32 protein-coding genes are annotated in these 24,552 nt (G+C 37.5%); 29 read left to right on the top strand and 3 right to left on the bottom strand.

The window, feature by feature from the left end:
* The 23 genes from ACFX4W_RS26935 to ACFX4W_RS26825 all read left to right on the top strand — a co-directional run bounded on the left by ACFX4W_RS26935 (position 1) and on the right by ACFX4W_RS26825 (position 17,088).
* Positions 1–633: an HlyD family secretion protein gene (locus ACFX4W_RS26935; protein WP_025751627.1), complete on the top strand. Its 633-nt coding sequence runs from the start codon at positions 1–3 to the stop codon at positions 631–633.
* 154 nt (positions 634–787) lie between these two features.
* On the top strand, positions 788–2,182 hold the full coding sequence (locus ACFX4W_RS26930) for an MATE family efflux transporter (protein WP_237074993.1): 1,395 nt from the start codon (positions 788–790) through the stop codon (positions 2,180–2,182).
* Between the two features lie 336 nt (positions 2,183–2,518).
* Positions 2,519–2,950: a YwqH-like family protein gene (locus ACFX4W_RS26925; RefSeq protein ID WP_013057382.1), complete on the top strand. Its 432-nt coding sequence runs from the start codon at positions 2,519–2,521 to the stop codon at positions 2,948–2,950.
* The gene (locus ACFX4W_RS26920) at positions 2,947–3,204 is read left to right on the top strand and encodes a YwqI/YxiC family protein (protein WP_013083474.1); all 258 of its coding nucleotides are present in this window, start codon (positions 2,947–2,949) and stop codon (positions 3,202–3,204) included. The genes ACFX4W_RS26925 and ACFX4W_RS26920 overlap by 4 nt, the downstream gene beginning before the upstream one ends.
* Before the next feature lie 18 nt (positions 3,205–3,222).
* A complete protein-coding gene (locus ACFX4W_RS26915) occupies positions 3,223–5,286 on the top strand; it encodes a ribonuclease YeeF family protein (RefSeq protein ID WP_322552115.1) in 2,064 nt (687 codons plus the stop codon).
* A 13-nt stretch (positions 5,287–5,299) separates the two neighbouring features.
* The gene (locus tag ACFX4W_RS26910; RefSeq protein WP_162214380.1) at positions 5,300–5,812 is read left to right on the top strand and encodes an Imm6 family immunity protein; all 513 of its coding nucleotides are present in this window, start codon (positions 5,300–5,302) and stop codon (positions 5,810–5,812) included.
* Positions 5,813–6,350: 538 nt separating this feature from the next.
* A complete protein-coding gene (locus tag ACFX4W_RS26905; protein WP_340597209.1) occupies positions 6,351–7,241 on the top strand; it encodes a DNA/RNA non-specific endonuclease in 891 nt (296 codons plus the stop codon).
* A gap of 15 nt (positions 7,242–7,256) precedes the next feature.
* The gene (locus ACFX4W_RS26900; protein WP_162214379.1) at positions 7,257–7,724 is read left to right on the top strand and encodes a DUF600 domain-containing protein; all 468 of its coding nucleotides are present in this window, start codon (positions 7,257–7,259) and stop codon (positions 7,722–7,724) included.
* A gap of 407 nt (positions 7,725–8,131) precedes the next feature.
* On the top strand, positions 8,132–8,617 hold the full coding sequence (locus ACFX4W_RS26895; RefSeq protein ID WP_025751641.1) for an antitoxin YezG family protein: 486 nt from the start codon (positions 8,132–8,134) through the stop codon (positions 8,615–8,617).
* Positions 8,618–8,822: 205 nt separating this feature from the next.
* Positions 8,823–9,278, top strand: coding sequence for a DUF4274 domain-containing protein (locus ACFX4W_RS26890; RefSeq protein WP_162214378.1), 456 nt, complete (start codon positions 8,823–8,825; stop codon positions 9,276–9,278).
* Between the two features lie 238 nt (positions 9,279–9,516).
* Positions 9,517–10,005: an immunity protein YezG family protein gene (locus ACFX4W_RS26885; protein ID WP_280559755.1), complete on the top strand. Its 489-nt coding sequence runs from the start codon at positions 9,517–9,519 to the stop codon at positions 10,003–10,005.
* Between the two features lie 126 nt (positions 10,006–10,131).
* Positions 10,132–10,587: an immunity protein YezG family protein gene (locus ACFX4W_RS26880; protein WP_162214376.1), complete on the top strand. Its 456-nt coding sequence runs from the start codon at positions 10,132–10,134 to the stop codon at positions 10,585–10,587.
* A 53-nt stretch (positions 10,588–10,640) separates the two neighbouring features.
* Complete coding sequence (locus ACFX4W_RS26875) at positions 10,641–11,120, top strand: antitoxin YezG family protein (RefSeq protein WP_116740450.1); 480 nt, start codon at positions 10,641–10,643, stop codon at positions 11,118–11,120.
* 90 nt (positions 11,121–11,210) lie between these two features.
* Entirely contained in the window at positions 11,211–11,681 is a 471-nt protein-coding gene (locus ACFX4W_RS26870; protein WP_033579207.1) for an SMI1/KNR4 family protein, read from the top strand.
* 113 nt (positions 11,682–11,794) lie between these two features.
* A complete protein-coding gene (cdiI, locus tag ACFX4W_RS26865) occupies positions 11,795–12,172 on the top strand; it encodes a ribonuclease toxin immunity protein CdiI (protein ID WP_193422877.1) in 378 nt (125 codons plus the stop codon).
* Between the two features lie 139 nt (positions 12,173–12,311).
* Positions 12,312–12,812: an ankyrin repeat domain-containing protein gene (locus ACFX4W_RS26860; RefSeq protein WP_116740454.1), complete on the top strand. Its 501-nt coding sequence runs from the start codon at positions 12,312–12,314 to the stop codon at positions 12,810–12,812.
* A gap of 30 nt (positions 12,813–12,842) precedes the next feature.
* Entirely contained in the window at positions 12,843–13,637 is a 795-nt protein-coding gene (imm47, locus tag ACFX4W_RS26855; protein ID WP_280560802.1) for an Imm47 family immunity protein, read from the top strand.
* A 74-nt stretch (positions 13,638–13,711) separates the two neighbouring features.
* A complete protein-coding gene (locus ACFX4W_RS26850) occupies positions 13,712–14,335 on the top strand; it encodes an immunity protein Imm33 domain-containing protein (RefSeq protein WP_098791889.1) in 624 nt (207 codons plus the stop codon).
* A complete protein-coding gene (locus ACFX4W_RS26845) occupies positions 14,322–14,741 on the top strand; it encodes a hypothetical protein (protein WP_014459781.1) in 420 nt (139 codons plus the stop codon). The genes ACFX4W_RS26850 and ACFX4W_RS26845 overlap by 14 nt, the downstream gene beginning before the upstream one ends.
* A gap of 37 nt (positions 14,742–14,778) precedes the next feature.
* Complete coding sequence (locus ACFX4W_RS26840; RefSeq protein WP_377560323.1) at positions 14,779–15,195, top strand: tetratricopeptide repeat protein; 417 nt, start codon at positions 14,779–14,781, stop codon at positions 15,193–15,195.
* A gap of 274 nt (positions 15,196–15,469) precedes the next feature.
* A complete protein-coding gene (locus tag ACFX4W_RS26835) occupies positions 15,470–16,000 on the top strand; it encodes an ankyrin repeat domain-containing protein (protein WP_280559751.1) in 531 nt (176 codons plus the stop codon).
* Between the two features lie 53 nt (positions 16,001–16,053).
* Positions 16,054–16,548: a hypothetical protein gene (locus tag ACFX4W_RS26830; RefSeq protein WP_322552110.1), complete on the top strand. Its 495-nt coding sequence runs from the start codon at positions 16,054–16,056 to the stop codon at positions 16,546–16,548.
* Between the two features lie 27 nt (positions 16,549–16,575).
* Positions 16,576–17,088, top strand: a complete 513-nt coding sequence (locus ACFX4W_RS26825) for a hypothetical protein (RefSeq protein ID WP_377560319.1) — start codon at positions 16,576–16,578, stop codon at positions 17,086–17,088.
* A 34-nt stretch (positions 17,089–17,122) separates the two neighbouring features.
* Here ACFX4W_RS26825 and ACFX4W_RS26820 read toward each other — a convergent pair whose 3' ends face one another.
* Positions 17,123–17,998 (bottom strand): glycerophosphodiester phosphodiesterase, encoded by an 876-nt coding sequence (locus ACFX4W_RS26820; RefSeq protein ID WP_377560317.1) that lies wholly within the window; start codon positions 17,996–17,998, stop codon positions 17,123–17,125.
* A gap of 268 nt (positions 17,999–18,266) precedes the next feature.
* Between ACFX4W_RS26820 and ACFX4W_RS26815 the strand changes: the two genes are divergently transcribed.
* From ACFX4W_RS26815 to ACFX4W_RS26800, 4 genes are all read left to right on the top strand, one after another.
* Positions 18,267–18,986 carry an endonuclease V gene (locus ACFX4W_RS26815; RefSeq protein WP_050690174.1) on the top strand — a complete coding sequence of 240 codons (720 nt, stop codon included), beginning with the start codon at positions 18,267–18,269 and terminating at the stop codon, positions 18,984–18,986.
* A 94-nt stretch (positions 18,987–19,080) separates the two neighbouring features.
* Positions 19,081–19,674 (top strand): undecaprenyl phosphate transporter UptA, encoded by a 594-nt coding sequence (gene uptA, locus ACFX4W_RS26810; protein WP_013057365.1) that lies wholly within the window; start codon positions 19,081–19,083, stop codon positions 19,672–19,674.
* Positions 19,675–19,808: 134 nt separating this feature from the next.
* On the top strand, positions 19,809–20,093 hold the full coding sequence (locus ACFX4W_RS26805) for a DUF3219 family protein (protein WP_014459792.1): 285 nt from the start codon (positions 19,809–19,811) through the stop codon (positions 20,091–20,093).
* 14 nt (positions 20,094–20,107) lie between these two features.
* Positions 20,108–21,103, top strand: a complete 996-nt coding sequence (locus tag ACFX4W_RS26800) for an LLM class flavin-dependent oxidoreductase (protein WP_162214369.1) — start codon at positions 20,108–20,110, stop codon at positions 21,101–21,103.
* A gap of 17 nt (positions 21,104–21,120) precedes the next feature.
* Here ACFX4W_RS26800 and ACFX4W_RS26795 read toward each other — a convergent pair whose 3' ends face one another.
* The gene (locus tag ACFX4W_RS26795) at positions 21,121–22,035 is read right to left on the bottom strand and encodes an aminoglycoside phosphotransferase family protein (RefSeq protein WP_162214368.1); all 915 of its coding nucleotides are present in this window, start codon (positions 22,033–22,035) and stop codon (positions 21,121–21,123) included.
* Between the two features lie 92 nt (positions 22,036–22,127).
* Between ACFX4W_RS26795 and ACFX4W_RS26790 the strand changes: the two genes are divergently transcribed.
* Together ACFX4W_RS26790 and ACFX4W_RS26785 are read left to right on the top strand one after the other, a co-directional pair.
* Entirely contained in the window at positions 22,128–22,325 is a 198-nt protein-coding gene (locus ACFX4W_RS26790; RefSeq protein ID WP_162214367.1) for a hypothetical protein, read from the top strand.
* A gap of 130 nt (positions 22,326–22,455) precedes the next feature.
* Positions 22,456–22,869, top strand: a complete 414-nt coding sequence (locus ACFX4W_RS26785; protein ID WP_043982969.1) for a GNAT family N-acetyltransferase — start codon at positions 22,456–22,458, stop codon at positions 22,867–22,869.
* Between the two features lie 40 nt (positions 22,870–22,909).
* Here ACFX4W_RS26785 and ACFX4W_RS26780 read toward each other — a convergent pair whose 3' ends face one another.
* On the bottom strand, positions 22,910–24,496 hold the full coding sequence (locus ACFX4W_RS26780; protein WP_043982968.1) for a glycosyltransferase family 39 protein: 1,587 nt from the start codon (positions 24,494–24,496) through the stop codon (positions 22,910–22,912).
* Positions 24,497–24,552 lie beyond the last annotated feature (56 nt).

The raw sequence follows: 24,552 nt of genomic DNA, 5'->3' as shown, positions 1-24,552 counted from the left end.
ATGAGTAAAAGTCGTTTATTGGTTACTAACATTGTTGGAATCATTGTGATTTTATTACTAGTAGGCTTTGGTGGATATTATTTCTACGAAAAAGCAAATTACGTTAAAACAGATGAAGCGCAGGTAGAAGCACCGCTTTCACAAGTCATCGCTTCAGCTAACGGTCAGTTAAGCGAATGGAATGTAAAAGAAGGAGATAGCGTTTCTCAAGGTGATTCTGTTGGAAGCTTAAAAGAAGGCGAAAAATCAACAGACGTAACGTCTATGATTGACGGAACAATTATTAAAAACAACGCATCTCAAAATCAATTAGTAAAAGCTGGCGATGTGTTAGCACAAACAGCTGATTTATCTAAAATCTATATCAATGCAAACATTAAAGAAACAGACCTAGGTGACTTAGAAGAAGGAGACAGCGTCGATATTACAGTGGACGGAGACTCAGGTAAAGTCTTTAAAGGCCATGTTGAAGCAATCGGCCGCGCAACAAACTCAGTGTCTTCTATGCTTCCTGCTCAAAATACAGGAAACTATACAAAAGTAACGCAAAAAGTACCGGTGAAAATTTCAATTGATGACGCATCAGATAAAGTTCTTCCAGGTATGAACGCAGAAGTGAAAATTTCAATTTAATAACGGAAAAAAAGCTGCTTCCTCTAAGGGAGCGGCTTTTTTTATGCCTAAACAAATAAAATAAAAAATGTGCTAAAAAGGGGATGTATACAAAGGAAATGTGTGGTAAGATACTTCTTGTTTGAAATTGGATATCGGTAAAGAAGGTGATGGGATGACCGCGGTCGAAACAAAAAAAGGGCCAAAAGAAAAGCTGAATTTGTTTTTCTTAACGTGGCCAATCTTTTTAGAAGTGTTTCTTTTTATGTTAATGGGGATTGCTGATACCTTTATGCTAAGTGCGCTGTCGGATGATGCCGTATCAGGAGTCGGAGCAGCCAATCAATACCTTCACATTGCGATTTTAGTGTTAGAGGTCATTGGTAACGGAGCGGCAATTGTTGTCTCTCAGTATTTAGGATCAAAACGGTATATGGAAGCGTCAAAGATTTCTGCTTTGGCCGTTACGTTAAATTTAGGAGTCGGGCTAGTTATTAGCGCGGGTTTTCTTTTGTTTTCAAGGCATATGATGGAAGCGATGAACTTACAAGGTGACGTGCTGATGTATGCACAAAGCTATTTATCCATCGTCGGAGGAGCTATTTTTCTTCAAGCGATTATTAACTCTCTTGCAGCGATTATTCGCGTACACGGCTTTACGAAGCAGGCGATGTTTGTTTCACTTGGAATGAACATTTTTCATATTGCAGGAAACTATGCTTTAATCTTTGGGAAGTTCGGCTTTCCGGAAATGGGCGTGCAAGGAGCAGCGATTTCATCCGCGTTCAGCCGATTTGTTGCGCTGATTGTGTTCTTTTGGCTGCTGTATCAAGTGATGGAATATAGAGTGAAATTTCAGTACTACATTACGCTTTCAAAAGAATATATCGGCAAAATTTTAAAAATCGGTATTCCGTCGGCTTTTGAACAGGTTATGTATCAAGGCTGTCAAATTGTCTTTTTATACTATGCAACCTACCTAGGAGCAGAATCACTTGCTGCGAGACAGTACGCGATGAATATTTCAATGTTCATTTACTTATTTGCCATTGCAATTGGAATGGGTACAGCGATTATTGTCGGCCGTTTAATAGGCGGAAACGAAAAAGATGAAGCGTACCATCGCGTATGGAAAAGCGTCAAATGGGCCAGTGCTGTAACGATGATGATGGTTGTTCTTGTGATGACATTCAGAACACAGCTGATCAGCGTGTTTACAGACAATCCGCATATCATTGAGCTTGGGGCGACGGTGCTGCTTCTGAGCATTGTGCTTGAAACGGGAAGAACGATGAACATTGTGCTGATTAACTCGCTGCGGGCAGCGGGAGATGCCAAATATCCGGTGTTAATTGGTGCGCTGTCGATGGTCATGATGAGCTTGCCGCTCGGTTATTTCTTCGTTTTCCATTTAGACATGGGGCTCGCTGGCATTTGGCTTGCCATCGCAGCCGATGAATGGACGCGCGCAGTTATTATGTTTTTCCGCTGGAAAAGCCGAGCATGGGAAAACTACGGACTTATACAGCACGAACAAACAGCTGAAGAACCAACGCCGGTTCAAGTATAAAACAAAACCTCTGCAGGATGTGCAGAGGTTTTTTGCTGTGTGAAAAAACGAAGTGAAGCTGGTCTTTTTATGCAAAAAGCTTTAATTTGTGGGAAAAAACGGGTATGGGTACAAAGGAATGGTTTTATTCTACTTATTCTTTGTTTTAGATAACGGTATATGGTTGGATAACGTATTTAGACATGAGTCTTTTTTCTCTTATTTTTCATTTTTATCTCAATTCATGAAACTAGAAGCATAAAAAAGAGAGTTTTTTCCTATTTAGCTATAATGAGACAAATTTTATACTTATAATTATTGGATTAAACTCGAAATGTGCGGAACAGGAGGAACGATATGGGGTTAGGAAGCGTATTAGACGGACTGCTGGGTGAAGTATCTGGAAGAGTCTCAGATGTAGAAGGGAAAATTTCTAAGCTAAGAACGGCTAAAAGTAAAATTGAGCATGAACAAGCTGTTTCATTAAAAGAAATTGAACACATCAAAAAGCCTGAGCTGGGAGACAAATGGACGGGTACGTTATCGGATGATTTTGACGAAAAACGTACGGCAGCCTACGACAACATAAAAGGCATTTTAGACGGTGATTACGATGGATACATTCGTGAAATTGAAACAAAGATATGGGCGCTAGAAGCTGAAAAAGGAGCTTTGAGCGGCTTGAACGCCGTTATTGGAGAAGCGGATTCTTTATTAGCTAAAGGTGAAGAAGCCTATGACGCAGTAGAAAACAAGATTAGTGAAATTAGAAGGGGGCTGTTTTCATGACAATTAAGCTTGATCACGCTGACGTTATCAAAAAGCTTGAAGCAGTCAGCACAGCGATTGGAAATTTATCCATTAGCAAAATGCCTGACCTTGGAAAAAACAGCCTTGATACTACAGAGAAATGGGAAGCGCGCGAAGAAGAAATTCAAACGCTTATTTCTACTTATATAAAAGCACTAAACAAAAACGTAAAAGATACAAAATCTAATGTAGACTTACTAAAAGAACAAGACGAATCTATTATCCATTCGTAGCAGCAAAGGGGGATGACTGTGGGAAAGGTATACGATGCAAAAGCACTGTTTGATATAGCAAAAGACAGGGAAAAAGCCTACGATGAGTTACTCAGCCAGCTGGGTGAACTGAAAAAAGCGCTGCAGGGCGTAGCGGACTTAGAAGGCAGCTTAGAAGGAAAAGGCGCTGACAATATAAAATCTTTTTATAAGCAGCACGTTGATACGGCCGGACAGTGGGAAAACTTAATTAAAATGCAGCAAAGCTATTTTTCAACGCTTCACGTTAAAGCTGAAAAAGCAAAGCTATCAGGAAGCACGATTGTAGATGAATCATTTTTAGAAACAGAGCTAAAAAACGCCAACAGCAATGCTAAAGAAATGGTTGCGCAGCAGCACGACGATCTGCAGAGTATTTTAAACGGCATTGACGATATCGTCTCTATTTCAGCGTTTTCAACGAGTGAGTTTAACGATAAAATAGAAGAAGCAGAGAAAAAACGCACCGATACAATTGAAGCAGTGAACCAGCTTGACGCTGAATGGTCAAAAGAATACAGCGAAATGGACGATTTCTATGCGGTAGTGGATACGCTAGTAAGCGGCTTAGAGCTTGCTACGAGTCAAGGAGGAAGTGTCTATCAGCTTGCCTTTGACGAAAAAGCTTATCACGACAGCGAGCTGTATAAAGTGCAAACAAAGCTAAACGACTATGCGACTTCATATGTTGACTATAACAAGCAGCAAGAAGAAGTATACGAGCTGGAAAAAAAGCAAGAAGAAGAAGCAAACAAGCCGTGGTATGAAAAAACGTGGGACGCGGTTTCTACCTTTACAGGAGAGGTCAGCGGATATTATGATTATAAACGAGCAGCAGAAGGCGTGGACCCTGTTACGGGTGAAAAACTTTCTACCTCACAGCGCGTCGCAGCAGGAGCCATGGCAGCAGCCGGCTTCATTCCGGTTGTCGGCTGGGTAGGAAGAGCCGCAAAAGGCGGAAAAGCCATCTACAAAACGGCTAAAGGCCTAAGCGCAGCGGATCACGCCTTAGACGCCTACAAATCCGCTAAATCCTTCAAAGTCCTGGAGCAAACCGAAAAAGGCCTCTACGGTCTTGTGGCTGCAAACGGCTTAGGAGAATACATGACCGGACGCGACATGTTCGGGAATAAAATCAGTGAAGAGCAGCGTAAAGCAAGTCTTCTGCAAGCCTTAGGAATTGCTGGAGCTGGGGCGCTTTCTACGAAGGTAGCGGGGAAAACAGCGAAAGCAGGCGCTAATGCCGTGGCAAACGGAGCGAAGAAGCTTAGTGATATGCGTAATTCACTTCGTACTGAAGTTATTACGAACAGAGCCCGCAGTGCGTACCAAAGCGTTCAAAAAAGCTCTCCATCGTGGACTCAATCCTTAAAGAAAACGTATAACAATATTCTAGATTCGAATATGCCGAGACTCATGCCAGAATTAGCGCCTCTAGGTCCAGACTTGGGCCAAAGAACGGTTCGAGAGACGTTGCAGAACTCAAAAAATTATGTCATGCAGAAAGCTGAGAAAGTTTCGGTTGCTTACAAGGGTGCGGCTAATAAAAGTAAGATTGATATTGGTAAAACCGATATAGATGAACTAAGGGAAAAATGGAATGTTCCAGAAACTGAAACAGTTGCAGTTGGAAAAACGGATGTAAAAGGATTAGAAAATTTAACTTTTGAAGGCGGATCACCGAAAGTACGCAAAGAAGCTGGGTTACCTGATTTAGATGAAATAATGCCTAACAGAAATATTAAAGCTCCAGGAAATAACCCATTGTTCACTAGACATGCAGAGGAAGGAGTTCTAAATGAATTAGATTCAGCAGTAATAAAGGCAGGTATAAAACCAGAAGATGTAGCAGGAACATTAAAACTACATCAATCGAATCCTTCAGGTGTATGTAGGAAGTGTTATCAAGGGTTAGCAAACGATAAAGTACCGCCGGGTGTGTTAAAGCAATTAAGTTTAAAATATCCTAATTTAAAAATCGAAGTAACATCGGAAATTAATGAAAGCATTAAAGTAACTGGTAGGCTTAATCTAATGATTAAAAATGGAAAGTATATTGATTAGTTGGAGGTTAATTATGGCTAATACTGAATTTAATAATTTAACAGAAGACGGTAAAGTGATATTTTTTCTGGGACTTTCAGAAAAAGCTTTGTCGGTCTTTTCTCAAAAAGAAGATCAAATTTTAGCTCAAGAAGTTCTATATAAATGCTGGGAGTGGCTAGAGAATAAAGAAAATATAGGAGATATTCTTTATGAATTATTAGACAATGAGGAAAACGGTATAACAATAGTGCAAGAGATGTCGGATAATGAAACGGATGTAATAGCTTGGAACTGTGTTATTGATGCAGTTGCTTATACTAGCAGAAAAGCGTTTGAAAGAGAAGGAGTTAAATATTATCCAGAACCAATCGCTTTAGTTGATGAGACATTGGTAGACCATTTTATGGATTGTTTTGAAATGTGTATAGAGAATTCAGATAGTTATATCCAGAGAATAAATTCTTTATTGGATGACCATAAGAATAGGGATATAGCGAGTGATTTGCGGACAGAAGTTTTAAAGGAATTACAAATACAAAGTTAATTTTCACACTATCATTTTATGAATTTTTTAGAATGATAATTATCAAATTGGAGAAGAATGTTTGCAGTTTAGAATTATAGAAAACGCTATTATGTATTGAAAGAGCACTTAATAGCGTTTTAAATAACACTTGCTCTTGTTGTCTTATAAAGTATTTGTGTCTAGATGAAAAAATACTTACTTGACATTCAAAACTCCTGTTGGTTGTCTCATCATAGACTATTACGCGCGATAATAGGACTAGAAGCAAAGCACGAGCTTAAGAGAGATGAAATTTATTAGGCGATGAATAAAAGGATGACAATAAAAAAACTTGTAAGTGTTGACATAGAAATTGTCAGAACATATATTCATACCGTTACTACAAAATAAACGAACTTAAAGCACTTGATTGTCTACTTTAGGCAACAAGTGCTTTCTTTTATCTGAGGGTATATAATTTCAAAGGGTTTTCATTTTTAATTGTTTCAATTGAAGCTTAGTCTGATTAGCTAAAGGCCTAAGCCTTGCGACCAAAGGAACCGAAAAGCTCAACAACATGCGCAACACGCTTCGCACAAGCGCCGTTGCCAACGTCACAAAGCAAGCCTACCAAAGCGTCAAAAATGCACCGGCCTCTTGGACACAGTCGCTACATAAAACGTATAACAACATCCTAGACAGCAGTATGCCAAGACTCATGCCAGATCTTGTGCCGGCTGGTCCAGCACTTGCCCAGCAGACCGTGAGGGAGACCTTGCAGAATGTGAAGCAGCAGACGATGCAGATGGTAACGAAGGTGAAATATGATCCAGTTCATAATCGCTATCGCGGAGCTGGCGGAAGATTTATGTCCAAGCGTGATGTGGAGAAGTTGGGTGATTCGGTTAAGGTAGAGACAGTTCGGAGGGTTGATAAGCCTGCAAAAGTAGAGAGTGTGAGTGAACGGGAATTTCAAAAAGGTACGGCTAATAAAACAGCTAATGTTGCAGAAGGTATTATTAGAGATGGAAGTCATATGACTACGGAAGGTGCTTTAAAACCAAATGTTAAGTATAAAACAGGAGAATATGAGTATTTATATGAGACAGACAACACGGGAAGACTCAAAGAGTTTGACGCAGGAGACTTAAGATTAACAGAGAGAGATAGTAGATTACCACATAAATCAAACACGCCAGGAAAAGAAACAGGTGACCATGCTGGACATTTAGCTGGTGATAGATTTGGAGGCTCGCCAGATCTAGATAACCTCGTATCACAAGCAAGTGATGTGAATTTAAGTAAATACAAGAAGTTAGAGAATAAATGGGCTAAAGCAATAGAAAAAGGAAAACATGTTTCAGTTAACGTTAAAATAAATTACGAGGGTAATAATGTAAGACCAAGTAGCTTTGATATAGAATATGAAATACAGGGACGTATGAGTTTTACAAGTATAGAAAATTAGAGGTGGTTATATTATATGAAGGTATTTGAAGATTATTTTTCAGAGTTACAAACAGACATGGTGGCTATTTGTTTAGAGTATGTTGAAAATAAAGCAGATGAAATTTATATCTATTGTTCACATGAGTCTAAAATGTATGTTTTTGACTTTTTCTTTAGAATTAATGGAAAGCTAGTCCATAAACATCAACTAAATGAGGCTACAGCCAAATTAGATGGTCAAGACAATCTAGTTTATGACGTTTCAAGAGAAAGACAGAAGGCGGCTTTGAAAATTGGTAATGATGACTTGAAACTTATTCATAAGAAATGTGAAGAATTCGATAGGGATATGCCGACCGAAATGAAACTTTTTTATGATGTTAAGAAAAATAGTTTAAAAGCAAACTATAGATATGACTTAATTTATACAAATGATGACGAACTATTGCCAGATGATATTTTTGATTGTTGGTTCGAAGAAGTAAAAGAAAGTCATTTGTAAATTAGACCTTGATTGGCTAAAGCCTTTCAAGGTTTTTTACTTTAATCAATATTGAATCTTCCAAATCCTTCAAAGTCTTGGAGCAAGCCGAAAAAGGCATCTACGATATTGTCATCATAAATGGCTTGGAAGAATACATAACCAGACGCGATGTGTTGAGGAACAACATTAGTGCAGGTAAAATAGATAACAATTGTTCTAATGGAATTTGGTTTATATGGAGAAAGATAAAGGTTGGGCAAATGCTTTGAAGGAAGCTTTTCTAAAAAAGTATCGGTAAAAAGATTTTCCTGTTAAAGAGGGCATTCGATACGCCCTATCAAATTTAGAATAGAGTATCAAATTGAAGGTGAAGAACTAGGGATAGTAACACTTGAAAACCAGTCAGGAGGATAAATTTTATGCAAATGGAAAGCCAGTTACAGGAATTGTATCAAGAAATAGCAGAAACGGTTAATAATATGATTCCAGAAGAATGGAAAAGATTTTATTTTTATGCACAGATTGATGAATCAGGGGGGCGAGTTTACTTTTTTTATAAATCAATTAGAGATAATAGCTACACGTATAGTCTAGATATACCAAAACAATTTAACATATCGGAACTAGAATTTAATAATGAAGAAGATAAGCTTTTTGATCTTAGTGAACAGCTCAGGGAAATCTTTAAAGAAAATAACCAGGAACTATGGTATTCTTTTACGCTAATGTTAGAGCAAACAGGGAAGTTCTCTGTATCATTTGATTATACAGATTGGTTGAATACAGATTACGGATTTGTAGCACAGAAAAAGATTTGGAAGTATAAATATTTAGATGAAGCACCGGCGGATGAAAAAACTAAAAGTTTAATAGATCAGTATTTAAAAGAATATCCAAATAATCCTATTTAAATAATTATTAAGGCTATACAAATAAAGGAAGCAGTAAGCACAAAGTGAAGATGCGGGATTTTCGAGTACAAATATTTAAGTAGAGAATTAGCGGATGAAAAAGATAAAGAACAAATGATGAAAATGAAAAGATATGAAGAAAATTTTAACAGCAATAATCAATAAGTTATAGCATTTGAGTGTTTTTTAAAGGAGGCAAGAACTTATGGATAAGGACGATATTCATTTTCTTCAACAGTTACTTAATAGGACAGATAAGGATTACATAATAAGTTATTTATTGAATACTAATAACTCTCTATTGCTTCATTACTCTGCTGCGAATTATAACTGGAATAGTGGATTTAAAGTGCCAACAGTTATTCTAGAAAATGCAGCTTGTGATTTTGGAACAGGTTTACTGATGTTTCATTATGCAGACGGATATCGTATGTTAGAAGATCCTGGTGAAGTTTCAAATTCCCCCTTGAAAAATTGGAAAAAATTTTTAGGGGAAGTTTACAATAAACTCATAAACTTAGAGTTTACATCTCAGGATATCTCTTTCAATCCTGCATTAACAAATATTCAAAAATATAAATTAAAGAAGAGCAATCCAAACATTCCTGAACTCCTTATTAATAAATCTCCAGGAGATGTGGTTGATATTTTTAAAATATAATGAATTAGTAACTAACTAACTAACTAACTAACTAACCTTAGATTAATTGATGCATTATAAAAAGAGTTAGGTGTAAGTCTAAAATACATAAAGGAAGCTAAATATCAATATCAAGCAGCTAAATCTGGAAGAATGGTAGGTATAGAATTTGAACGAACTGAAGTCATGAAAAGAGTGGCAGGTGAGACCGTTTTTGTTGGTGTTTCATTAAGGTCAAATGTATCGGAGGTTGCTAAAAGTGGAAAATGAAATGAAGAAATTACATAAAGAAATAGCTGAAACAGTGAATAAAATGATACCAGAAGAATGGGGAAAGTTTTATTTTCATGCTCAAATATCAGAAACTGGAGGAGGAACTTACTTTTTTTATAATACCCTTGAGAATGAAAAGAACTATAAATATAGTTTAGAAATTCCTTATGAATACGACATTGATAAAGAATTCTATAAAGTGAAGGACCTAACTTTACTTGAGTTAAGTAATAGATTAAGAAACGTTTTTAAAGATAATCAGCAAGAACTTTGGTACTCTTTTACGCTATCTGTTGATAGCGATGGCAAATTAAAGGTGCATTATGATTATACAAATTGGTTTGACACAGATTACAGCTTTGATGACCAGTTAGTGATTTGGGAATATAAATATTTAGAAGCAGAACCAGATGATAGCGAAAGCAAGGCGTTAATTAATAAGTATTTAAATGAGTATGCCAATAATCCAATTTAGCATAAATCCAGTATTTGTGCTTAAATTCCCATCTCATGAAGATACTAAATTAACCCTAAAGAATTGCATCAAGAGAACATTTTACAAGCGTAGAATTAAAAGTCTATAAGCGAGGTGCACCATCATATGAAAGAATTTGAAGAACGATTTAGTGAACTCCAAGCCGATATGATATCAATTTGTATGGAATATATTAACGATAGAGCCGACAAAGTGTATATCTATGCTTCGTGTGAAGGAAACATTATCGCCAGTAAGTTTTTTTACCTTATTAACAATCAATATGTAAAATCTCATCAAGTGAACGACGCCTTAGAGGATGAGGATGAAAGATATGATACATCTCCGAAAAGAGGATTTATGGTATTAGATATTTTAAATGAAGATATTGAAAAAATTGAAGCGCTGTGTAAAGAAAATAACAGAGACATGCCAACGGAGATGAAATTAATTTATGATGTGAAGAGCGGCCACTTTACAGCGGAATACAATTACGAGATGGTTTATACAAATGATGATGTTAAAACCGCTAGTTATAATGCTAATGAGTGGTTTGAAAAGGTGAAAGGTAATAGACTTTAATATTTTGCTAGGGCTTCTTAGGCAATTTAACAAGGCAGCAGGAGGAATGTTAGATGAACGAAGAAAAAGTGAATAAGCTATATCAAGACATGGGCAATATCGTAATAGAGACCATTCCGGAAGCGTGTTCTAAAGTTTATCTTTATGGTGAAGTTGTTGATGGTGCCCAAACAGCGTACTTCTATTATTATCCTAATAACAGTGATGAAATTATATACAGTCATGACATTCCTGAAATTTTTGCTGTAAGTGAAGAAGACTATGTTAAACAATGGAACAAATTATTAGACTGCATCCAAGAATTGTGGAAAGTGTTTACCGGAAGTGAGAACCAAGAGCCATGGACCAGCTTCACTTTAATTTTTAATCACAAAGAAACGTTTACGATTCAATTTAATTATGATGATCTTTCAGCCGCAGATTCCCATGCTAGGAAGACAATATGGAAATATGAATACCTTGGTATCTTGCCAAAAAGTAAGCTAGGACAAAAGCATCTAAAGAGATATCTCGAGGCTGTAAAAGATAGATAAAAAATGAACAGCTTATAGTGTAATTCATTATGTTAAATATACATATTTCAATAGGGAATGAAAGAATACTACAGAGAAGGAGTACATTCAATGGAAATAAAAAAAGATTCAATCATTTATCCATTACCATCGGATAATTTACTAGCTGAAAAGGAAGCGTTTTGGAGAGTGAAATTACCTCCAGACTATAAACAAATGATAAAAAGAAATAACGGGGCTTCTCCAGAAGCAAAAGCTTTTAAAGTGAAGAGTCATAGCTATGTATTAATAAGGTTTTTATGTATTCTTGAAGCCCCAGAGAACAATGAAGCTGGTACGTTTGATATTGATGTAACATGGACTCAATTAGAGGATCGGCTTACAGATGATGGAGATTTATTGGGAGTAGCTTTATTACCAATCGCGACTTTATTTGCAGGAGATTTTGTGTGTTTAGATTATAGAAATTCAAGAGATAACCCTAGCGTTTGTGTATGGGATCATGAAAATTCTGCTGAGCTTGAGCCGAACACGTACCCTGTTGCAGATACATTCAAAGAATTTTTAGCTATGCTTCATTAATCCGCAGCTAAAGTAGGGCATGAAAATAATTGTGGATTTTTTGAGGCTCTCCTAGAAGTAGGCGTGATCAAATAGTAAATGTTGATTCAATTAATTATAAAAAGGGGATACGAATGAAGAAGATCGTAGAATTATTTCATGATATAGATTGTACATTGTCTCCCATGATAAGTTTTTATAGCGCTTTATCAGATCAAAAATTTTTAAAAGTCTTACACTATTTTTCAGAGGAAACTGGTTATGGAAATGAGTACCACATTTGTACATTTTCAGGTGACTTAGAGCCGTGGGAAGAGGGTTATGTTGAAAACGGAATTGAATTTCTAGACGGTACGGGTGACACTGACAAAAGTGTTATTGTCGATTATGAAACGTTTTTAACTTACTTGCACAAAATCTGCCGCGTATATATTGAAGATCATGCCCATGATAAAGAAAAAGTGATGGCTCTTTTACATAAAATCAAACAAAATTATAGTAATGAAGACTAGTAGGAGTATATGAAGAAGCAACGAATCGAGTCTTGCTATAGACAATAAGCTCCCCACACTACAGCGCATCACACCAAGCAGAGAGACGATATATTTTGGAGAGGATTCTACAAGGTAGAAAGTAGAGGGAAAACGAAAAATGGAAACAACTCACATAGCAAAAGCTATTAGAGGTGCTATAAAAGGTCGTCACTTAAATAAAGTAAGAGACTTATTTGAGAAAAATCCAGAAATGTTAACATTGGTCACACCTTTTGGCACATGGCTACATGTAGCGACAGCTCATGGTCATTTAGAAATTGTACAATACCTTATTCGTGCTGGAATAGATGTGAATGCACAAGGAGGAACTTTTTCTACCAATGCCTTAGAAAGAGCGGCTGCAAAAGGACATATAGATATTGCTAAGTATCTTATTAACCATAATATTGAACTTGATATTAGTGAACCAGATAGAAATCCGCTGTTTGCTGCCATATATAACGGTCATTTTGAGATGGTTAAACTGTTAGTCGAGAATCATATTAATATATCGATTACATACTCTGGTGAAAATATGAAAGAGATGGATGCCTATGAATTTGCGATTGAACGAGGACAAATAGAAATTGCTGAATATTTAAAGGGAAAGTTGAAATAGATAATTTACTTAGCGAAAGCAGGTGTAATGATGGTAGGCTCAAGAAACCTTATGAATAGTATATGGTTTGGTGAAAAAATCACTTTATTTCAAGCTGAAATAAAAGAACATCTATTAAAAAACCATACAGAAAGGGACATTTTATTTAATTTAATCGAGTTATATAAAATAAGGGATTTTACTCAAAAGCCGTCATTAATTCAATTGATGAACCGGACTAAAGATGAAGCGGTTTTGAATTTGTGTATAAGGGTCTTTTTCGCTATCGCAACACATGACGACTTAAGAGATTCAAACAACCTGCGATTTCTTAGTAAAGGTACTGAAGAAACAATTGATACGTTTGCATCAGCAGCGATAACATCACTTTCTCTTGAAGTAGTTCCATATTTATTGGCTTTACTTGAAGACTGGAACGAAATTGACGATACGGCTATTATCATAAGGGAATCGCTTGATTTTTTCCTTGACTATGAAGCGAAAATTGGAGAAGAGGCGACTGCCGAGGAAATAGGAGACTATTATGTTGAGTATTGCAATGAGAATGATACAGAAAGTTATTACTTTCAACAAAATTTAGCTTTTCCCGGCGACTTAGCAAAAAAATTAGTCCAAAGAGCGGTGATTGCAGCACATAACGAAGAACCATTAAAAATGGAGTTGATTCCATCTTTATTATCCATTTTAACTGGGGAAAAAGTGCCTGGAGATTGCCGCACAATTATGAATGCAAGCCATTATAAAAAAATGATGGAGTATATTAATAATCTTTCCATTAAAAACCGGGAAAAAGGACAAAAGTATTTTTATGGGTATAAGCTATAGAAAGCAACCTTACGTACTGTCCAAACGCAATATATTTGGCAACAAAATTAGTGAAAAAAGAAAGGGAAGAATAATTGAAAAAATTCATTAAAAATATAGGGGATAAAGTAGTCGTAGTTCAAGCAGAACATGAATTAAAAATGCAGGTTGAGAGTCTATTTCGTATCTTTGAAACGATAGAAAGAGAAAAATGGACTGACGGCTTTTCGATACAAATAGGGTGGTCGAACTTTATTGTTTCTGTAAAGGGTGAAGAGTATTACATTCTTTCACCGGACTATTCAGGGAATCCCTTTGAGGATTATACAGAAGATTTAACGCTTGCTCTATGGGTGCAGTTGGAACAAGTTCACTTTTTGCGCAAGTTAAACATGAAAAACGGTGAAGATGTAAGTTTTAGTGATAAAGTCGTGATAGCTAAAAATATACTAGAAGTAGATAGTATTTACTTACAAAGAAGCGGCGGAGCTGAACGAGGAGATTCTGGCTGGTACATAGGGCCGGTAAATGAAGAAGATGATACAGAAGAGCTTGAGGCTTTTTATGTTTATCAATTATTAAAGATTCGTCCATCCCTTATTCAAGTTTTAGCTTTACCATACGAATATATGGTGATTTTTGAAAGAGATCAAGTGAAGGCAGTATTAAATGAAAGAGATGAAGATATTTTGAGTGGAGGAAGAAATGATACAAATTGAACCTGAAAAGCAAGTGAGAATTGAGAAATATAAGACCAAAAGCGATGAATGCTTTGAAAATAATGATTACGAAACATCTATAGATTTATTGGTACAAGCTTGGGGTGAAATTCCACAGCCTAAAGGTTTATATCCTGACACTTACAATATTGTACGGGATATTATTGATACATTTATAGTGATAAAGAATTACAAAAGCGCTAAGCAGTGGTTAAATCATTTATATACATCGGATTTTGAAAGAATAGATGACGGAGAGCGTGAATTTTTATCAGGAAGTATTTATTATGAGTTGGGCGAATTAAATGTCGCAAAAGAATTTTTTGATATTGGTAATAAAAAGTCAGAAGGAAGATCGTTCGAAGGGCAAGATGTCAAATATATAAAGCTGCTAAAAGGATCATGAAGATGAAACCTTATTATTTCAGTAGGGAGATGCTGTAATGGAAATGAACGAGCAACTTCACCAGCAAATTGTCAAGTTATGTGAAGAAGGTGATCAATTTGCTGAACTGCAACAAATGAGTGAAGCGCTTGCTTTTTATCAACGAGCACTTGAATTAGTTCCAGAGCCAAAGGAAAAATGGTCAGCGGCTACGTGGATTTACGGCACTTTAGGTGATACATACTTTTCAATACAAAACTATGAAGATGCTATACGCAGCTTGGAATATGCCTTGAAGTGTCCGGACGGAAATGAAAATCCTTTTCTGTTGTTGCGGTTAGGGGAAAGTTTTTATGAGCTTGGAGAGTTCGAAAAAGCAAAAGCGTATTTGTACAAGGCTTATCAAATTGAAGATTATAAAATCTTTTTTCAGGAAGATGATAAATACTTTAAACTTATTATAGAGTTAATTTAAATAGAGAAAAAATATAGTTTAAGTGAAGAGTGAAACCCTCAGTAGAGCAGGCTATTGAGGATTTTTGGTTTTACTGCATATGAGTAGGGCGTGTGAACCAATATGCTGAAATAGAGTAAGAGTTTAATAGAGCACTATTTAAAAGAATATCCACATAATCCTATTTAAATCATTAGAAGAATTCTAGAAGGGGGTTCAGAAGGCTAAAGAAATCTCTCTGATACTATAAACTGGTGAAGAAGCCGTATGAACAAAAATATCTTAGGAGGTTTCTATGGATAATAAGGAAAAAGCAGTTAAAACCTATGATTTCATTAAGAACGGTGATACAGAACAAGCAAAAGAGATTCTGATTGCAGATAAAAGGTTGCTTGAATTTATAACTCCTTTTGGAACGTGGCTACACGTGGCTGTTAGAGCTGGTAGCCTTGATATGATAAAGTTCCTAGTTGAATACGGGATGGATATTAACACAAATGAAGGTGTACCAAAGTCAGCGCCAATTGCACATGCAGCGAGTGTAGGTGAATTTAGCATAGTTCAGTACTTATACGATAGAGGTGCAATATTAGATGTAAGCGATTCGAGTAGAAATCCTTTATTTTCAGCGATTTATGGCGGTCATCTTAATATTGTAAAATACCTTGTTCAGAGTGGTATTGATATTACTGTAAAGTATACGGGAGATACGATGAAAGATATGGATGCCTATGAATTTGCGATTGAACGAGGACAAATAGAAATTGCTGAATATCTAAAGCAAAAGCTGAATGAAAAAGTACAAAAGAGAGTGCTTGAAGACTAATAAAATCGTATATAACAGGTCACAAAGCTAATAAAAGCAAGGAGGTCCATCTCATGCTAGAACCTATATATGCTGAAAACGTAATTGTCGGAGTGGTATATAAAAAGCAGTTTCAATGGTATGTAACCGATCGAGAGCTATGGTATCTGGATTATGTAAAGTTTACACAAGCTTTTGAAAATGAAGGTGATTCAGCGGTTGATGAATATATTGAACCTGAACGAAAAGGAATCGAGGTTCTCAGCAGTGAAAATGCTGAGCTTTTTTTAAAACGTATAGAGTCATATAAAGCAGATGGAGCTACTCTTTTAAAGCTGTTTGAAAATAAAATAGAAAGCAAAGGTGAAGAAGACGTATTAGACTTTAGCCCTTCGTTTTTAGTGGATTTTGATCAAAAGGCGTTCTATTCCATGTTTCCTGAACCGGCTTCATTTGAAGAATATGTTCCAAGCGATTGGGAAGGAACGTATGAAGACTTTACAGGTTTGATTCCAGAAATAGAAAAGTATTGGGTAAATAAGGACGGAGAAAATTTATTTGAGCTGTGAAAGTAAACAGAGCATGGAGGGATAACGTTGTTTCGTGTTCAAACATTCATTAGGCGTCTAGATATTTTGATTACCGATTTATCATCTCTATATGAAAAGGAATCTACCTATTTTATCGAGATATCAAATGAAGCAGAACTCATTCGTTACGGTAATCAGCTTGATTTTACTTGCCTTGAAGGAGCTATTAAGCTCGAATACTACGGTGAGCCGCTTCTTGATGCATCTGCATGGGACGTTATAGATGGGATGTGGCTTTATTTGTTGAATGCAATGGAGAGTTTAAAAGAGACCGGGTATGGAGAGATGAATTTTCCAGATCAAGCGTTAGCATTAACCTTAAAATCGGCTTCTGAACAGTTTATACTGTATACCTTGCATACATCTCCTCCCGTAAAAGCAGTGCTTCCGAAACAAGACTTTTTTATGATGGTGTTAGGAGGAGCGGAGCAGTTTTTTAAAACGATGGAGAGATGTTTTAAAGGGAACTTTCAGTATTTCAATGAAATTAAACGTATTGAAGCGTTAAAAAGGCAGTAAGGAAGACGAGGTTACTAGTAAAAGATTACAGGAACTATGGCCACATTGTGACGGCAAGTGTAATTACTCGGCGGGCGCTGCCTTTTTCGAGCTGTTGTCCGATAGTACTTGATGTTTGCACCCAATTCACTTCATCAGGATAATTCGTAATCACTCCGTCACTTTTTGTTTTCCACAAAAATGAAGCGGGAAGCCGCTTGGTTCCAGACCACGGCGATATTTTCATTCCGGCAGAATGAACTTGGTGGATAAGAGCAGGCGTTAGGATATCATAGGAAGGGTTAAAGTAAGTGGCAAAGTCAGCAAATTGCCGGATTGAGTTTGGGTTTGTATCTCGCTCTGAAGAAGTTAGTATGCCTATAGGAACGTTTGGGAGAAGCTCATGCATTTTTTTCATGGATGAAACGTTAAAAGACTGAATGATAACGTGATCGAGCTGTCGCTTGTTGATTTCAAAAGCTGCTTTTTTTTCAATTCCAGGATAAAGTTCCGGCGCTTTTAACTCTACTAATATACCGATTTTTCCTTGAAATTCATCTAACACTTGTGAAAGAGTTGGAATTTTTTCATTCGCAAATGAATTGTCTTTCCAGCTTCCTGCATCCAAGCGCTGAAGCTCCGCGTACGTTAACTCTCGAATGTGTCCGCTTCCGTTTGTTGTTCGGTCTACGGTACGGTCATGCATAATAACGAGTACACCGTCTTTGCTTTGCTGCACGTCAAGTTCAATGTAATCCGCATTCATTTCTAGCGCTTGGTGAAAAGCAGCCATTGTATTTTCAGGTGCGTAAGCAGAGGCTCCTCGGTGCGCGATATTTGTGAGTTTTTCTTCCGTGCGTGCAAAAGCAGAAGAAGCAATCGAACAGCATAATAAGGCGACGGCGCTTAGAACAGCTAAATATTTTTTCATCACGTTTCTCTCCTATGCGTTGGTATAGAAACAGCATAACGAAAAAATGTGATGCTGATATAGAGAAAGTGTGTAGAAAGCGTTGACATTTCGTAAAGAAAAATAGGGATTTTTTCATGGTGATGTTTACAAAAAATGCGTAAACGAATAGGAATTTTAATCAAACGTTAAGGAAACAGCGCTATAATAAAAGGTGTGAAAAAAAGAATAGGAATTTCTTAGAAAATAGTTGTATAATAGGTGAGTCAGTCAATGAAAGGAATGGAACATGGATATTCAGTACATACATACGTTTACGATGCAAACAAAAGAGGAGTGCCGGACGCTTCAGCAAAAGCTAAAAGCACAAATTGATTTAACATCAGGCGTCAAAATGACGCATATACATAACTGTGCTGGTGTTGATGTTGCGTATTGGGAAGAAAACGGCATATCTTACGGAGCTTGCAGCATTGTAGTGGTTGATTATCAGACGAAAAACGTTGTAGAAAAAGTGCACAGTGTAGGAGAAGTAACTGTTCCTTATCTTCCTGGATTCCTAGCTTTTCGAGAGCTGCCTTTAATTCTTGAAGCGGCTAAAAAACTTCAAATAGAGCCCGACGTGTTTTTATTTGATGGCAACGGATATTTGCACTACGAGCACATGGGAGTAGCCACACATGCTTCGTTTTTTCTCAATAAACCTACCGTTGGAATTGGGAAAAGCTATTTAAAGATCAAGGGACATGATTACGTTATGCCTGAAGATACAGAGGGCGCTTATGAAGATATTGTGATTGATGATGAAGTTTATGGTAGAGTAGTAAGGACAGCCAAAGGGGTAAAGCCTATTTTTCTGTCGTGCGGAAACTATATTGATTTGGACATGTCGTATCAGCTTATGATGCATTTTATTTCAAAAGAAAGTAAGCTTCCGATTCCGGTCCGCCTAGCAGATCTGCATACGCATGAGCTGCGGAAAAGGTACCGGCAGTCAACAGGGAAGTAAGCTGTTCATAGTGAGTTCATAGTTTCCTTTTATACTGATGGTTGGAATATAGTAGTAGTGTAAAATTATTAAAGAATGAGTAAGGTGATTAAAGGTGAGTTCATTTGTTGCGAGTATTTTGGATTTTTTAACGAGCCTTGGCTATTTAGGTATTGCGCTCGGCTTAATGATTGAAATCATTCCAAGTGAAATTGTACTAGCTTACGGAGGGTATATGATTTCTCAAGGTATGATTAGTTTTCCTGGAGCAGTCATTGCCGGAATTATTGGCGGAACGATTGCACAGTGGTTTTTATATTGGATTGGAGCCTACGGAGGACGTCCGTTTCTTCAAAAATACGGCAAGTACTTATTTATTCATGATAAGCATATTGATCTTGCGGAAAACTGGTTTAATAAATACGGCGCGGGCGTTGTTTTCTCCGCCCGTTTTGTCCCGGTTGTTCGACATGCAATTTCGATTCCTGCAGGTATTGCTAAAATGCCGTTTTGGAAGTTTACGTCTTTAACCGTGTTAGCGATGATTCCTTGGTCGATTTTATTTATTTACTTAGGCGGAAAGCTAGGGGAGAACTGGGCGAACATTGAAGACGTAGCAAGCAAATATACGCTTCCGTTTGTGGTTGCGGCATTTGTTATTATTGTTCTTTATTTCGTATTCAAACGCACGCGTACAAAGCGCGTATAAGATTATCTTCGGACTAAAAGCATGGCAAAAAGCCATGCTTTTTTTGCATGCGCAACCAGAAGCTCTTTTATTTGCTCATGACTTCTTCAAGTGCTATTATTTTTCATACGCACTAAAAAAGGAGACGATTTAACGTGGTACAAGAAATTGTATTAAATGATACGCCTATTCAAATTTACAGCTATGAACAAGAAATTGTAAAAGGCAAAACAAAAGTTTCAGTTGATTTTAAAGTAACAAGTGAGGAATATCATGATATTACTACACTTTTATATAAAGGTACTTTTCATGTAAATGTCCCGGAAGAAGATCTGGATTTCCAAGGAACGATTCATCAGTACTCTACGTCTTTTACCAATTTATATGAAAAAGGTCAGGTAGGGGATTTTTCATTAAGTTTAATTGAAGTGAACGAATAAGGAGCAGATGCGTGATGAAAGTAAGTATACTCGACCAATCGCCCGTTTCATCCCATCAGACCCCAGCGGAAGCGTTAGAAGCATCAATGCAGCTGGCCAAAGCGGGTGACAAGCTTGGCTATGAGCGCTACTGGATTGCAGAGCATCATGATTTGTCTGGACTTGCCTGTTCGGCTCCTGAAGTGATGCTTGGCTATATCGGCGCACAGACTAATAGAATTCGAATTGGATCGGGAGCGGTGCTGCTGCCTCACTACAAGCCGTATAAAGTAGCTGAAACGTATAACATGCTCGCAACGCTGTTTCCAGGGCGCGTTGATTTAGGGATTGGACGCGCGCCGGGTGGATCGGCTGAAGCAACAAATGCGCTGTCGGATAACTTCTTGCAGCAAGTATTTAAAATGCCTGAACTTGTTAAAGAGCTTCTGCAGTTTTTAGACGATAAATTTCCGGCTGAACATGAATACGCAAAGCTTTCAGCTTCGCCGCTGCCTCCTGTCTCTCCGGAACCTTGGCTGCTTGGCACAAGTAAAAAAAGTGCCGAGCTCGCCGCTAGAAACGGAATGGCCTATACGTTTGGACAGTTTATGAGTGAACAAGATGGTTCAGCTATTATTGATCAGTACAAACAGGCATTTCAGCCAAGACGGACCGGTGATCAGCCCTATGCGATTGTCACTGTATCGGTCATTTGCGCTGAAACAACGGAGCAAGCCCATCGCATCGCAACGAGCTCACTCGTATGGAAAATTCAGCAGGATAAAATGGAAGCAAAAGGCGTGCCTTCTATTGAAGAAGCGGCCAGCTATCCGCTGACAGAAGAAGAAGAGAAAAAAATGAAGAAGATGAAAGAAGCCATGATTATCGGAAATCCAGAAGAAGTACACGTCCGTCTTCAAGAAGTTCAAGCACGCTACGGAGCGGATGAACTCATGCTTGTCACCATTACACACGATCCGGCTGACCGATTAAAATCATATGAGCTTGTCGCAGAGAAATGCAAAAAATAAGAGCCAAATGTCGGCTCTTATTTTTTATGTCCGTAATAGTACTCAAATAAGTGCTGAAATGCTTCTATAGCACGTGAAAAAGAAGCGGCGTCTTGGCGGTCTTCTATTAACCAGCACGTGGCTAGTACAGAATAAGCGTATCCCCACAGTAAAATGCGTTTTTTACTTACGTTCAGTTCTTTTACAAATATATTGATTCGATGGTCAATTGTCTCTGCCACGTTTGTTTTAGGCAGATGATTTAAAAGAAAAGGGATAATTTCGTACTCTTTTTCTCCAATTAACCCTTTTGGATCAATTATTTTCCACGCCTCACCAGACTGTAAGATGTTATCATGATGCAAATCACCGTGAAGCAAAAAAAGCTGCTGAGAAGTGCGGTTTAATTCAGAGAAAACGGCTAGTGCGTGTTGAAGCGTTTCAGAAGAAAGAAAATCAATACCGCTTGGATACATTTGTGTATACTCTCGAAGCTGCTTCTCTCTTTTAACGGCTGTTTCGATAGTGGAGTCCGAGTGAGGCATGCGCCACAGGGATTTCATAAGCCGAGCAGCGATTAACGCAGCCTCTTCTTTAGTTGATAAAGAGGAAAGCGGGCATCCGGGAGACAGCTTTTCAAGCAGTAAAATGCCTTTTCCAGCATCGCTGTCCACGACCTTTACCGTGTTCTCACCAGCTAGTGCTGTCAGTGCTTCTTGCTCATGAAGCAGCTCTGAAGGCTCTACAAAAAGTTTGACAACTAGTTCACTTCCATCTGCTTTGCGCGCAGGAGCAACAAAGTGGTAAGAAAGGGGAAAGTGACTGTGAATGTTGATGCGCCAGCGCTCTTCACAGTAGCGAATCAGCTGAGGAAAGTCAGTTAACCACTTTTGACCTTTATGAGAGTGAAGGTGAGTAATCGTATCACAAAACGTTTGAGGCAACGTATGCATGCGTTTGTCTCCTTTGTTGTTTCCAATTTTTTCTGATAAACTCATCATATACAGTCTATATAGAATCTGTAAAGAAGGAGGAGATCCTACATATGAAGAAAAAGAAGGTGAAATCCCCTTGGGCTCTTGCGGGGTTCCCGGTTTATATCATTGGGTTTTCACTTTTACTTGCTGGAAGCGCAACGGAGTGGCTAGAAACGGTGAGTAAAATCATTATTGTTCTTGGAGTCATTTTGCTTATAATCGCAGGAATTGATCTTAAAAAACGAAAAAAATCAGTACAAGCCTAAAAAACTGCCGTTTGGCAGTTTTTTTATTTGGAGAAAGGGTAACAAGATAACTAGATAAAAATGTTGAATTATTATTCTGTTTGATGTATAAATATAATATAGAAACAACGGTATTGAGAGGAGAATGAACGTGTCTTACGTAATAAAAAAAGAGGTTCCGTCATTTGAGCAGTTTGCAGCTTTGCATGAAGCGAGCGGATTACATAAAAGTAAAAAAGGCAATTATACAAAAGAACAGCTGTTTGAAGCCGCAGCCAACAGCTGGTTTAGAGTCGGTATTTACGACCATGAACAATTAATTGCATTTGGCCGTATGATTTCAGACGGAATTTACCAAGCGCTTATTTGCGACGTGATGGTAGATCCCACATACCAAAACAAAGGGCTTGGAAAGCAAATTATTCAAGAGCTGTTGACGAAATGCGAAGAAAGCGGAATTGAATCGATTCAGCTGTTTGCAGCAAAAGGAAAGCATCATTTTTATAAAAAATTAGGGTTTCAAGAAAGAGAAGAAGACGCGCCAGGCATGTCGCTTGTTATATAAAAAAGCTCAGTGATCAGTCATACTCACTGAGCTTTTTGTATTATGCAGTTTTTAAAACCGTACTTTTTTGAACTAAATTCCAAGCAACTTTTACTAAATAAATAACAAGCAAAACGTTTAGCATAGATGTAGCAAACATAGAAAACGGATAGGACGTACTGTTTTGCATATTGCTGTCACCGTATAAAACAAAAAAAGTGTTCATAAAAATACTGATGCTAAATCCAAGGGATAAATAAAGCAAGTTTTTGTCTTTCAAATAAATATAAGCAAGCAAAGCAAGAGCTGCTGCTGGAAACAAGTAGCGTTCATGCATGCTTGAAGAAAACGTAAATACTCCGGAAATTTGAATAAGTGCTGCAAGAGCGGCGTATTTAAAGCTGCGTCCTTTTATATAAATAAGCCAAGAAAAAATAGTCGTCGCGACGATAAAAATAAGCCCCCACGTATGATAGCTGAAAAACAGCAGCGTTGCAGAGCTGTCTTTATAGTTTGCGCCTATTAAACTAAAAAAGTTATAGGCGTTAACAGAGGCATACGGGTACTCTCCAATGGTGGATGAAAATAAATTAATAATCCACGTAGGACTTTTTCCAGCTGAAAAAGGCAATAAAATCACAGCAGCAGTGAAAGCAGCAGTGAAAGCAATGCCGAAGAAATGTTTCACTTGCTTCAGGCGAATGAGCTCGAAAAACAAAATAGGCAGGATAATAATCGCCTGCGGCTTCATTAAGACCGCTGCTGTAAAAATAACGGCCGACGCATAAATGCTTTTTTCCGTAATCATTACAATTGCTAGGACAATAAGCAAAGTGAAAAATGAATCGACTTGTCCCCAAAACGTTGAATTAACTAAAATGGCCGGATTAAATAAATACCCAATTGCTAACAGATAGGCAAAAGAAGGTGCCAAGTATTTACGAGCTAAACGATAGAGTAAATAAGATGTGACGACATCTGCTAAAATAGGCGGGATTTTAATCAACAGCGAAAAATACTGCTGAAAATCCGGTAAACTGCCAACTTTCCCAACGATAAACAAGATATAAATATAAAACGGCGGATAATCGCTTCCGCTTTTAGCATAGAAATTTGAAAAATGATTAGCCGCAACCGATGCCCAGTTTTTGAAAAGAGATGCATCCATATGAGAGCCTACCCACGGAATCAGCGCAATCCGGATAAATAGTCCAGTGCCAAGTAATGACCATAAAATAACGCGAGAATGCCCTATTGAATAATGCCATTTCTTTTTCTTTAATAATCCGTAAACGAAAGCTGCTGTTATAAAAAAGCCCACTGTATAAAGAGCGAGCGGCGTTTCATAGTCTTTATTAGCTCCTTGACCTGCGGCACCGTTATCCATAGATAGATTATGAAAAGGCGTTACGTGTTCTCCGGAATTGCTAGACGAAGCGGAACCGTTTCCTGAAGGAAGACGATGATCCCTCGAATTATTATCAGGAGCAGATATACCATTCGTAATCTTTTTTAACTGATGACTTTCTTGAATCGAAAATAAATGTTCTTCTCCTTTATAGTGTGATAGTGAAACGATACTGAAAACAAATGCTAAAAGAAAAGCAGCCATTACGATAAAAGCCGTTCTTTTTTGTAGTATGTTCATATAAAATCCTCCGATGACAATGTATCGAATAAGTAGTAGTGTGTCTCCATACTATA

Origin of the sequence: Priestia sp. YIM B13489 (genome assembly GCF_042787645.1) — a bacterium.
Classification (GTDB): domain Bacteria; phylum Bacillota; class Bacilli; order Bacillales; family Bacillaceae_H; genus Priestia; species Priestia megaterium.
Note: the sequence above shows the minus strand (reverse complement) of the source record. Positions and strands in the feature narration are given on the sequence as shown.